The 12,273-nt window shown below is 45.7% G+C and carries 11 protein-coding genes; 3 read left to right on the plus strand and 8 right to left on the minus strand.

The window, feature by feature from the left end:
* Nucleotides 1–183 precede the first annotated feature (183 nt).
* The 3 genes from clpB to rluD form a co-directional block, all read right to left on the minus strand.
* A complete protein-coding gene (gene clpB / locus LRP50_RS01470; RefSeq protein ID WP_274162747.1) occupies nucleotides 184–2,757 on the minus strand; it encodes an ATP-dependent chaperone ClpB in 2,574 nt (857 codons plus the stop codon).
* A gap of 67 nt (nucleotides 2,758–2,824) precedes the next feature.
* Nucleotides 2,825–3,583, minus strand: coding sequence for a peptidoglycan editing factor PgeF (gene pgeF, locus LRP50_RS01475; protein WP_274162748.1), 759 nt, complete (start codon nucleotides 3,581–3,583; stop codon nucleotides 2,825–2,827).
* 2 nt (nucleotides 3,584–3,585) lie between these two features.
* Entirely contained in the window at nucleotides 3,586–4,563 is a 978-nt protein-coding gene (rluD, locus tag LRP50_RS01480; RefSeq protein ID WP_274162749.1) for a 23S rRNA pseudouridine(1911/1915/1917) synthase RluD, read from the minus strand.
* Nucleotides 4,564–4,759: 196 nt separating this feature from the next.
* Here rluD and bamD point away from each other — a divergent pair, with 196 nt between their 5' ends.
* From bamD to pheA, 3 genes are all read left to right on the plus strand, one after another.
* Entirely contained in the window at nucleotides 4,760–5,491 is a 732-nt protein-coding gene (gene bamD / locus LRP50_RS01485) for an outer membrane protein assembly factor BamD (RefSeq protein ID WP_274162750.1), read from the plus strand.
* A gap of 393 nt (nucleotides 5,492–5,884) precedes the next feature.
* A complete protein-coding gene (gene hpf, locus LRP50_RS01490; protein ID WP_274162751.1) occupies nucleotides 5,885–6,223 on the plus strand; it encodes a ribosome hibernation-promoting factor, HPF/YfiA family in 339 nt (112 codons plus the stop codon).
* Nucleotides 6,224–6,500: 277 nt separating this feature from the next.
* Nucleotides 6,501–7,670: a prephenate dehydratase gene (gene pheA, locus LRP50_RS01495; protein ID WP_274162752.1), complete on the plus strand. Its 1,170-nt coding sequence runs from the start codon at nucleotides 6,501–6,503 to the stop codon at nucleotides 7,668–7,670.
* Between the two features lie 108 nt (nucleotides 7,671–7,778).
* Here the strand turns inward: pheA and tyrA are convergent, their stop codons facing one another.
* From tyrA to yjjG, 5 genes are all read right to left on the minus strand, one after another.
* Complete coding sequence (gene tyrA / locus LRP50_RS01500; protein WP_274162753.1) at nucleotides 7,779–8,903, minus strand: bifunctional chorismate mutase/prephenate dehydrogenase; 1,125 nt, start codon at nucleotides 8,901–8,903, stop codon at nucleotides 7,779–7,781.
* Between the two features lie 5 nt (nucleotides 8,904–8,908).
* A complete protein-coding gene (locus LRP50_RS01505; protein ID WP_274162754.1) occupies nucleotides 8,909–9,985 on the minus strand; it encodes a 3-deoxy-7-phosphoheptulonate synthase in 1,077 nt (358 codons plus the stop codon).
* Nucleotides 9,986–10,256: 271 nt separating this feature from the next.
* On the minus strand, nucleotides 10,257–10,640 hold the full coding sequence (locus LRP50_RS01510) for a DUF2799 domain-containing protein (RefSeq protein ID WP_274162755.1): 384 nt from the start codon (nucleotides 10,638–10,640) through the stop codon (nucleotides 10,257–10,259).
* A gap of 96 nt (nucleotides 10,641–10,736) precedes the next feature.
* Nucleotides 10,737–11,318, minus strand: a complete 582-nt coding sequence (locus tag LRP50_RS01515; RefSeq protein WP_274162756.1) for an HdeD family acid-resistance protein — start codon at nucleotides 11,316–11,318, stop codon at nucleotides 10,737–10,739.
* 272 nt (nucleotides 11,319–11,590) lie between these two features.
* Nucleotides 11,591–12,265 carry a pyrimidine 5'-nucleotidase gene (gene yjjG, locus LRP50_RS01520; RefSeq protein ID WP_274162757.1) on the minus strand — a complete coding sequence of 225 codons (675 nt, stop codon included), beginning with the start codon at nucleotides 12,263–12,265 and terminating at the stop codon, nucleotides 11,591–11,593.
* Nucleotides 12,266–12,273: the final 8 nt, after the last annotated feature.

A 12,273-nucleotide genomic window follows, 5' to 3' on the forward strand; every position in this document is an offset into this window, starting at 1 on the left:
CTTTTTTCACGAAAAAACAAAGAAACAAACTCTTTCGATTGAATTTTAAACTTAACGCTTAAAAACAACACAAAACCACAAGCTTTACCCTCTATAAATGGAAAGAGGCTGTCTACAGCCTCTTTCTTTTCATAGAATTTCAGGTCAAAAAAACGTGTTTAGATATGCCAGTACTGGTGTTAACTATTGAATAGCTTTGATCTGCTCATTTTCAACAACCAATTTCACAGGTTTGCCCGAAACCACTTCCCCCTTGAGGATTGCTTGTGCTAGTGGGTTTTCAACACTCTGTTGAATTGCACGTTTTAAAGGACGCGCACCATAAACAGGATCAAACCCAGCATTAGAGATAAAGCTCAATGCTTCATCACTAACCTCTAGCACCAAATCTCGTTCCGCCATGCGTTTCGCAAGATGCTGAAGCTGAACGCCTGCAATTTCCTTAATGTGCTCTTGGCCAAGAGGGTGGAACACCACCGCTTCATCAATACGGTTGATAAACTCAGGACGGAAATGCTTACTAACGACATCCATTACCATCACCTTGATTCCATCGTAATCCAACTCCCCAAAGTGTTCTTGAATGCGATCAGAGCCAAGATTCGATGTCATGATGACGACGGTATTGCGGAAATCGACTGTCCGTCCTTGACCATCAGTCAATCGCCCATCATCAAGTACCTGTAGAAGCAGGTTAAACACATCAGGGTGTGCCTTTTCCACTTCATCAAGCAAAATAACTGAATAAGGACGACGACGAACCGCTTCAGTTAAGTACCCCCCTTCTTCATAACCAACGTAACCAGGAGGGGCACCCACCAGCCTTGCGACAGAATGTTTCTCCATGAATTCCGACATATCGATACGCACCATGGCATCACTACTGTCGAACATGAACTCCGCCAGAGATTTACATAGCTCTGTTTTACCTACACCAGTAGGGCCTAGAAACAGGAATGAACCAATGGGACGATTGGGATCTGCTAGCCCAGCTCGACTACGACGAATCGCATTCGCAACAGAGTTAACAGCTTCCTCTTGGCCTTTAACACGACCATGAAGTTCATCTTCCATTTGAAGAAGTTTTTCTTTCTCACCTTCTAGCATCTTGGCAACAGGTATTCCTGTTTGACGAGATAGCACTTCGGCAATTTCAGCATCGGTGACGCGGTTTCTCAGCAAGGTCATTTCCTGCATTTCTGCTTGGCTAGCAAGATCTAGCTGCTTCTCCAATTCAGGGATACGACCATACTGAAGCTCTGACATACGATTAAGATCACCAGCACGACGAGCGATTTCGAGGTCCGTCCGCGCTTGCTCTAGGGCACTCTTTATATGTTGTGTGCCAGATAACGCTGCTTTTTCGGCATTCCAGACTTCATCAAGCTCTGCGTAATCACGCTCTTTTTCATCAATTTCACTTTGTAGTGTTTCAAGACGTTTTTTACTTGCGTCGTCATTTTCTTTCGCCAACGCTTGCTGTTCTATCTTGAGCTGAATAAGACGACGCTCTAAACGGTCTAATTGCTCTGGTTTTGAGTCAATTTGCATCCGGATGCTAGAAGCCGCTTCATCAATCAAATCGATGGCCTTATCCGGCAATTGGCGATCTGAAATATAGCGATGCGATAAACTTGCCGCAGCGACGATTGCAGGGTCAGTAATTTCAACCGCATGGTGAAGTTCATAGCGCTCTTTCAAACCACGCAATATCGCGACGGTATCTTCCACGCTTGGCTCATTCACCAAAACCTTTTGGAAACGACGCTCTAGTGCTGCATCTTTTTCTACATACTGACGATATTCATCTAAGGTTGTTGCACCAACACAGTGTAACTCCCCTCGCGCAAGCGCAGGTTTAAGCATGTTGCCAGCATCCATTGCACCTTCTGCTTTGCCCGCGCCGACCATTGTGTGGATTTCGTCGATAAACAGAATGACGTTGCCTTCTTCTTTCGCAAGCTCGTTAAGAACCGACTTTAACCGCTCTTCGAATTCCCCACGGTATTTTGCGCCTGCAACCAACGACCCCATATCAAGGGAAAGTACACGCTTGCTCCGAAGTCCTTCAGGAACTTCACCATTAACAATACGCTGAGCCAACCCTTCTACGATGGCGGTTTTACCCACACCAGGCTCGCCAATAATGACTGGATTATTTTTGGTACGACGCTGAAGTACTTGAATGGTACGACGAATCTCTTCATCACGTCCGATGACAGGATCCAATTTGCCTTGCTCTGCTTTTTCAGTCAGATCAACCGTGAACTTTTCTAATGCTTGGCGAGACTCTTCGGCATTGGGATCGTCAATAGACTGCCCACCACGGACTTTGTCTATTGCTGCTTCAACCTTTTTGGTGGTCAAACCTAGGCTACGTAGCAACTCACCGAGTGCGCCTTTTTCTTCAACGGCAGAGAGAATGAATAATTCGGAAGAAATGAATTTGTCTTTACGCTTTTGCGACAATTTATCGCACATGTTGAATAGCATTCCCATGCCATGGGAAAGCTGAACATCACCACCCGTGCCTGTGACTTTGGGTAATTTATCCAGTAATTCGCTAAGACTTGAACGTAGCTGAGTGACATCAACATTAAGCAGAGTCATAAGAGGTCGGATGGTACTGCTGTCCTGATTGAGGAGAGACACCATCAAGTGAACGGGTTCGATATATTGATTATCTCGCCCTAAAGCCAATGACTGAGCGTCCGAAATGGCCAATTGGAATTTGCTGGTAAATCGGTCAAGGCGCATAGCCCCTCCTCTAATTCTTTCGTTATTTGCTTAACGAAAAATGGGAGCTAGCGTGACCGATTTCAAGCTATTTGGTGAATTTATTATCACCTGATTCAGAAATCATCCAAATACAACTAGCTTGACGTCCTGTACGACTTTCTCGTCGATAGGAATAAAAACGTTCAGGCTCAGATACCGTACAGTATGTTCCACCATACACTTCTGACACTCCCGCCAGTGCAAGACGACGTTTGGCTAGCAAGTAGATGTCGGCAAGCCAACGATCATTGTGCGGTTTGAAGGCAATTTCAGACCCTGGGTCGACTGCCATAAACTGCTCTCTAACCTCACTACCTACTTCAAATTCGTCAGCACCAATAGCAGGACCAAGCCACGCCATCACATTTTTAGGGTCGGAGAAATTGGTTAACGTTTCCTCTAGGACGCCGTTAACCAAACCACGCCAACCAGCATGAGCCGCCGCCACTTCTGTGCCATCTTTGTTGCAAAATAGGACAGGGAGGCAGTCAGCTGTCATCACGACACATACTTGCCCTTGCTCTGCGCTAAATGACGCATCGGCATCAGGAACACGATGAGTCTCACTCAAAGGTAGAGTGACGACATTCGTACCATGCACTTGATTAAGCCAACTCGGTGCGGATGGCATACACATGACATCCGCTAATCGAACGCGATTGCTAATAACATCACCGATGTCATCGTCAACATGTGTGCCCAAGTTCATGCTATCAAAAGGTTGGCGGCTCACGCCGCCTGTACGTGTCGTACTTACCGCTTTGATCCAAGATGGTACTGGCCAGTCCGGCGTGATCCAATCCATGGTTAGTAGTTCAAGTCCTCAAACTCTTTCGCATCTGCGCGAAGCACTTCCGTCAAGTTCACCATGTCATCAGGAATAGGCGCATGCCATTCCATCACTTCTTTGGTTGTTGGATGCTCAATACGCAGCATCGCCGCATGTAGCGCCTGACGATCGAAAGCGCGAAGCGTCTTGATCAGCGTCTCACCCGCCTTACTTGGAGGACGAGGGCGACCGCCATACAGATGATCACCAATAAGAGGGTGATTCAAATACGCCATATGAACACGGATTTGGTGTGTACGACCGGTTTCCAAACGCACACGTAAACGCGTATGTGCACGGAAATGCTCGACAACACGGTAGTGTGTGATTGCCGGCTTGCCTAACTCTTGAACCGCCATCTGAGTGCGCTTCGTCGAGTGACGACCAATTGATTTCTCAATCGTGCCACCACCTGTCATCTTACCCATCGCAATAGCTTCATATTCACGAGTGAACTTTTTACGCTTTTGCAATGCGCGAACAAGTCGTGTTTGCGTCGGTACGTTCTTCGCCACAACCATTAAACCGGTCGTGTCTTTATCTAGGCGGTGAACAATACCTGCACGAGGAACCTCAGCGATTTGAGGGTAAATGTGCAACAAGCCATTCAAGACGGTCCCATCAGGACAACCAGCGCCCGGGTGAACAACCAATCCACGTTGTTTGTTGATCACAAAGATATCGTCGTCTTCGTAAACGATATTAAGCGGGATATCCTGCGCTTCCCAACGCACCTCATCTTCAATCTCAGCTTGAACCGTGATGGATTCGCCACCCATCATTTTCAAACGAGGTTTATTGACCATTTCGCCATCGACAGTCACTTTGTCTGCAAGAATCCATTCTTTGATGCGTGATCGGGAATAATCAGGGAACAACTCAGCGATCGCCTGATCAAGACGCTGCCCTAGTTGATTCTCATTAACTGTACTGTTTAACTCTAAGTGCTGTGCCATAACGAACTTTTTGATTCTCAATGAGACTAATACCATATTGCGCGATTTTCAGCCCTAGGGCTTGGTCACGTTTACTTGTTGGTATTATATCTGGCCGATGGGTAGAATAACCTCTATCGCGCCATTGTAGCTTTTTGCGGCTGACTCCGTAATGGCAAAGGTTGAAAAATATTCTTTCAAGGAAGCACACGTAGTAATGAAACGCCTTACTCTATCTTCACTACTTGCCATTTCCGTGCTGGCTGGATGTTCAAGCACAGATGAAGTTGTCCCAGATGTTCCGCCTGCAGACCTCTATCAAGAAGCGCAGGTTTCTCTGAACCAAGGCAGCTGGACAAACGCTATTCAGAAACTGGAAGCATTAGATTCTCGCTATCCATTTGGTGCTTACTCAGAACAAGTGCAACTTGATCTCATCTATGCATACTACAAAAATGATGATCTAGCCTTGGGCGAAGCCACCATTGACCGCTTCATGCGAATGAACCCTGGTCACCAAGAAATGGATTGGGTTTTGTATATGCGTGGTTTGACGAACATGGCGCAAGACAGAAGCTTTATTCATGATGTCATGAGCATAAACAGAAGTGACCGTGACCCTGAGCCTGTTCGTCGCGCTTTTGTTGATTTTCGCCGCTTATTAGATCGCTACCCGAACAGTGAATACGCCGCCGATGCGAAAAAGCGACTTATTTCACTCAAAAATCGTTTAGCCGATTATGAGTTAGCTACCGCCGACTTCTATGTCCGTCGCGAAGCATGGATTGCCGTCATCAACCGATGCCAGCAGATCCAACGTGATTATCCTGACACGGAAGCAGCAAAGAAATCACTGCCATTGATGCTGAAAGCCTATGAAGAACTTAATCTTGATGAGCCAGCCAAGCGCACACGTGAACTGATGCAATTGAATAACGTTAACGTCTAAATCGCGAAATCCAAGACAAATTCAAAACGAAAAAAGCAGCCAATGGCTGCTTTTTTAATTGATTCGATATTAGGACTTTGTGTTACATCGACACGAATGGCGTTAAAACGAGCAATCTCGCATGGCTAATAATTCGCCACAAGGTTATTTGGCACGAATAAAAGCCCTAACATTGGATGTTTGTTAGCGACCTAATCTCTTCATCTTGCATCATGTGCAATCCGTTCTTCAAGTACTTTCTGGTACTTTTCAATCAGAGTTAAACACATGATCACAATTCATTTGATGCGCCAACTTTCGCTCAATAAGAGTGATTTAGATCACATTAATTCTTTCTGAGAAACGTAATCTGAAAGTGAGCCCAGCAAAGGGCAAGCAAAAGAGGAAAGACCTATGAGAGTAGAAGTTACTGGTAAAAACATCGACGTTACTGCAGCTATCCGTGAACGAATCACGTCTCGTTTTGAAAAGCTGGAAAAATGGCAAGTCTCTCTCATTAATCCTCATGCTGTGATCAGTGAAGAACCAGGAAACAAATTCAAAGTAGAAGCTGGTGTGTCCGTACCAGGAACCAAATTGGTTGCTTCCGCAGAGCATGATGATATGTATGCCGCCATCAATGAAGTTGGCCAGAAACTCGAGAAACAACTCAACAAGCAAGCTCACAAAGGTGAAGCACGTCGAGCAAGTCATATCGACGTACCAGAAGACGAAGAGTCAGAAGTTGTTTAAAACGTATTGAGGATTAAAAAGAATCAGCCCCGCTCATGCGGGGCTGATTCGTCTTGACATGGCACCGTCCGCCCAATAAGGTTGAACAATATTACGCCAACTCAAATCTTTATCGATGACTCTGACAACATTGCTTTTCTCTCGCTTTTTTACCCTCACCTTATAGGTTGAGGCTTAGGGCGAATCTCGATAACGACAGAATCCTAAAGCCTCCCTCAACCCAGGGAGGCTTTTTTATAGCAGTCAGGGTCAGACAAAGACACAGCAGGAACAGGGAATGAACAAACCAAATATGTCACTGGATGAAATCCGAGAAAATGTCAGCCGAATTGATCAGCAGTTGCTGACACTTCTTGCTGACCGCCGTAAGCTCAGTCTGGAAGTGGCCAAAAGCAAAATTCAGACCCAAAAGCCTGTGCGCGACATAGAGCGAGAACAAGTTCTGCTGGAGAAATTGGTTGCTGACGGAAGCGCTCACGATCTTGATCCACAATATGTCACAAAAATATTTCACGACATCATTGAAGATTCGGTGCTTTATCAACAAGCATTCTTACAGCGTTTAGCAAACCCAGACAACGAACAGCCTTTGGCAAGAGTGTCCTTTCTTGGCGGAAAAGGCTCTTACTCCAATCTTGCCGCGCGCAACTTTTTCGCTCGCAAGCACACCAAGCTTGCCGAGATTCAATGCCCGAATTTTAAAGAAGTCATCGAGGTTGTCGAAAACGGCAACGCCGATTACGGTGTGCTTCCCATCGAAAACACCAGTTCAGGCTCAATCAATGATGTCTACGACCAGTTACAGCACACACGCCTATCTATCGTGGGCGAAATCACTCAACCTATTGAGCACTGCTTATTAACGTCAGTGGATACCGATGTAGATAAAATTGAAGTGCTCTACTCACACCCTCAACCGCATCAACAATGCAGCGAGTTTCTCCGCTCACTCGGAGACATCAAGCAGGAGTATTGCTCCAGCACTGCCGAAGCAATGAAACTCGTCGCGGAAATGAACAGCCCAACAGTGGCTGCAATAGGTAATGCCAACAGCGGTGAATTCTATGGCCTTAAACCTTTAAAATTTGGTATTGCTAACCAGCAAGAAAACCACACGCGCTTTATTGTCGTAGCACGTAAACCTATCGATGTAACAGCGCTGATCCCAGCGAAAACGACATTTATTATGTCAACAGGACAAACTGCGGGCTCATTGGTAGAGTGTTTACTCGTTCTGAAAAACAACGGCATCAACATGACGAAACTAGAATCTCGCCCTGTGCTAGGTAACCCTTGGGAAGAGATGTTCTATGTCGATGTCGAAGGTAATCTGCGTACCGACGTAATGAAAGAAACACTAGAGGAATTAACCAAGCTAACTCGCTATATCAAAGTACTTGGTTCTTACCCTATCGAAAACGTCGCCCCATGCGAGATTGATGTGTAATACACGTCTGAGCCAAAGCAACGCGATCAAAAAAGGAGCCGATGGGCTCCTTTTTCTATTTTTGGACTAAACACATTGTACTTCTAGGTATGGATACCCAAATCACACTCAACGATGTGCAGTATCGTTAGCCTGTCGCAAGAGTGTTTGGCTCTCTTTCAAAAAGCGCGGTGCAAACTCACCAAACCAACCATCAACTTGATTGAAGGCCGTGATAAAACCTTCTTTGTCTTGCTTATCAAGTAATTCAATCGCTTCGCCAAAGCGAGCATGGAAACGTTTTATCATGTCAATATTCTGTGTAGAAGACATAATAATATCTGCGTATAGCTGTGCGTCTTGTGCAAACAGTCGGCCGACCATTGCCAACTCTAGGCGATAAATCGGCGAACTGAGTGCCGTTAGCTGAGACAAGTTCGGGTTTTCTTCTGCCAAATGCAGACCGTAAACAAACGAAGTAAAGTGACGCAGTGCTTGAATCAATGTCATGCCTTGGTCATGTTCAATCGCACTGATGCGATGCAAGCTTGCACCCCAAATTCTGAATTGCTCAAGAAGCCATTGGTAGGATTCTGGGTTACGCCCATCACAATACACGATCACCTGCTTAGCAAGGCTCGCAATATCAGGCCCAAACATTGGGTGCAAACCAACAACAGGGCCTTTGTGTGACTCCAACATCGCCTGCAAGGGCTCACTCTTGATAGAGGTAAGGTCTGCAAGAATACAATCGTCTGGTAAGTTGCTTAGCTGGCGAATAACAGAATCAGTGCGGTGAATAGGAACGGTGACAACCACCATCCCTGCATCTGAAAGTATCGCATTTGCGTTATCCCAATCTTGGCTACCAAGAATTTTCACCTCGTAGCCAGAAAGACGGAATAGCTTTGCGAACAATTTACCGAGTTGCCCTTTACCACCCACGATAACGATAGGACGCAGCTCTGGGTTCAAACACTTAAAACCCGAGTCATTTTCGCTCGCGTAAGATTCACGCATCGTGCGGCGAAGGATATCTTCAATCAAGTCAGGTGGAATACCCTTCGATTCAGCTTCTTGGCGACGAGAGGCCAACATCGCTGCCTCACGGTCAGGGGCATAAATGGGTAAGCCATGACGACTTTTCACTTCACCAACTTCTGATACCAACGCAAGACGTCGCGCTAGCAGTTCCACCATTTGTTTATCGACTTCATCAATCTGATCCCGAAGCAGGGACAACTCTGCAACCATGAGGCTTAATTTCCTTTTAAACGCTGTTCCAAGAATGGCGTCAATTCACTATGAGCACGACACAACAAGCTTTCTGTCGATTGCCAGTCAATACATGCATCAGTAATTGAAACGCCATAAGCCATCTCTTCTCGGGGCATGTCCGCCGACTGATTTCCTTCGTGGATGTTGCTTTCAATCATCAAACCAATGATAGATTTATTGCCTTCACGGATTTGGTGAAACACATCTTCAGCAACAAGTGGCTGACGACGGAAATCTTTTCGAGAGTTAGCATGGCTGCAGTCTACCATTAGAGACGCTTCAAGCCCTGACTGTTTCATCTCATTTTCGCATTCGGTCACAGAGACTGAGTCGTAGTTAGTTTGCTTGCCGCCACGAAGAATGACATGACCATCCGGATTCCCCCCCGTTGTTAGCAATGCAACCTGCCCTTCTTTGTTGATACCCATAAAGCGGTGGCCTGATGCCGCAGCATTCATCGCATTGATGGCTGTAGAAAGGCTACCGTCTGTGCCATTTTTGAAGCCAATTGGCATGGACAGGCCGCTAGCCATTTCACGGTGCGTTTGTGACTCTGTGGTGCGTGCACCGATAGCAGCCCAGCTAAATAGGTCACCAAGGTATTGTGGACTAATTGGATCAAGTGCTTCTGTTGCCAAAGGCAATCCCATGTCTGACAAGGTGATCAGTAATTCACGTGCCTTGTGCAGGCCAGCTTCTACATCAAATGAACCATCCAGATGCGGGTCGTTAATCAGACCTTTCCAACCCACTGTAGTACGAGGCTTTTCAAAGTAAACGCGCATGACGATGTAGAGTTGATCACTGAGCTGCTCAGAGAGCACTTTTAGCTGTTTGGCATATTCAATTGCGGCGTCCGTGTCATGAATCGAGCACGGCCCACACACCACAAGAAGACGGTGATCTTTCTTATGGATGATGTTGGCAATGTCTTGACGCGATTTGGAGATAAATGCCAACGTCTCTTCTTTAACTGGCAGCTTCTTACGCAGCTGCTCAGGGGTGATCAGTACGGTTTCATCCTGAATATGTACATTCGTTAGCAGATCTCGTTCCATAAAGCTGTCTTACCTCATTCTTTTCAAACTTATTCATTTTTCCGGCGTAGTTTTCGCCGCATATGCACACACCTTATCAATATCACTACAGAATGCAATAGTCCGTAAATAAAAAAGCACACCGTAAATATAAATTTACAAATGGTGAATTTGTGGCTTACTTTACTGGTTTAGTGGGCTTTAAATGGAAAGGCTTCAATTAAATTAGTGGAAAGTAAAATGAACAAAGGCCACAAAGTGGCCTAAAGGTTAGCGAATCCGTATATAAACGCTAGAAAGTTTGATCGGCTGATTGGAAGTCTTCAAAACCTCGCTGCCATTGCAGTTGAAAGCGCACACCATCTTCTTTGCTCGCGCACACACCCAGATATTGCATCCCAGAAAGACCGATATCATAAGCGTTGTCTACGTTGCAATAGCGATCAACGCCATCATTGTATCCCGCTTCATAGTCACCAACATCCACATTGTCGACACCAGCTTTATTCGCCAACTCCTTCAAATTCGCCATAGACTTTGATGGCACGCCGCGCTCGCCATCACGTACACCAATCTTCTGCCACTCTCCTTTTTGGGCCAAAGAGTCTGCACTTTCAATATGCACGCAACCGACCAAGGCAACCGCCAACAATGCCATTAGGGATTTTTTAAACATCCTGTTCCTTAATTTGTTTTTATCATCATAGGAAAGCACTACTATAAACGAATCCCTTCCCATTGACTGTGGTTTCGTGGTGCAACACCGTGAAAGTCACTCTCTATCGTTTAATTTCATGCCTTTGAGCTTAATAGACAGCGCAACAAACAAAACGCCAAAAACAAACGCATACGTGGCGATAACCCAAACCAGAGCATTTGCTCCTGCCATGGGGTTACTCATCAAAAAGCCGCCAAACAAAATAGAAATTAAGCCACCAAAGATCAGCAACCATTCACCTACTATCTCCTTACGAAGCCTAATCGCCGTGACTATTTCCAGAATTCCCTTCGCTATCGCCCAAATAGCGATGTAAAAGAGCAATGCAACTGCCGTTAGATCAGGCACCGCAAACGTCATGACACCCGCGGCAATACCAACAACACCCCAGAGCAGCAATACAATCCAGTTATCATGATCTTTACGCTCAACCAATGCGGTCCAAACTTGCAGACTGCCATCCACAAACGCATAAATACCAAATACCAGCACCAGAGTTTCAATAGACTCCTCTGCTGGTAACGTCCACAACATGAAACCAAAAATAATAGAGGCAATACCACGAAGTAGTAATACCCACCAATTGCGCGACAATACTCCAACCATTTGCTTCGCGAGTGCTTGTGTTGAGCCCATCAACATTCTCCTTAATCAATTCGAGTGATATACCCACATAGCGCTAACATGCAGGTGTCGTCTAAGCAGGAAACCAAGCAAACAACTCAATAGCGTCGGTAAGATGCAGACTTACCCCAAGATTGAAGACGGATTTACGATGGTGTGATGTTTTATCTTTGAAACCCATTGAATATTGCAGCGAAACATAAACGTGCGAGTAGCGGAAAGTGTAGAGCAAATGATAAGGATAATTATGCAGACGCAAGGCGCGCCTGCAAGCAAGTAGTCTATCAGCCAATCAAGAAACGTTTGATATCATTCCATGAGTGAGCCGTATAAGTGGGTGTCACACCTTCAGGCGCGGGGTGGTCGTCGCGATTCAACCAACATGTATCAATACCCGCACGGATACCACCAAGAACATCTGAGTCTGGGTTATCACCCACCATTAATATGCGAGACTTTTCAGGATGACCCATTTGGTCAAACGCATGCTCAAAAATGGCAACGTCAGGTTTAGCCACACCCACTTCTTCTGAAATCACCACAAGATCGAAGTATTCACTCAACTTTGTTTTTTCTAAACGCACTTGCTGAAGTTGTGTAAAACCATTGGTGATAATACCAAGCTTCGCTTTGCTCGCGAGCAAAGGAACGATTTCTGGGACGCCATCTAGTGGCTCACACACATCTGCCATGGCATTCAGAAAACGACGGTTAAGCTCTGCAGGCGTCATCTCTAGTCTTTCCGACCATACAATAAAACGATCTTCTTGTAGCTGTTTGGCAGTGATCTCACCATTTTGGTATTTCACCCAAAGTGGCTTATTCACTGTTTGATATTCAGCAAAATCTTGCTGTGAGAAATCAACGCCAAGCGTTGAGAATAAGGCTTTTAGTCCAGCGAAAGCATCAAATGAAAACAGGGTTTCATCAGCATCAAACAAAATCCAATCGTATTGCACGCGTAATC

It is taken from the genome of Enterovibrio gelatinilyticus (assembly GCF_028683095.1).
In the GTDB taxonomy this organism is placed as follows: Bacteria; Pseudomonadota; Gammaproteobacteria; order Enterobacterales; family Vibrionaceae; genus Enterovibrio; species Enterovibrio gelatinilyticus.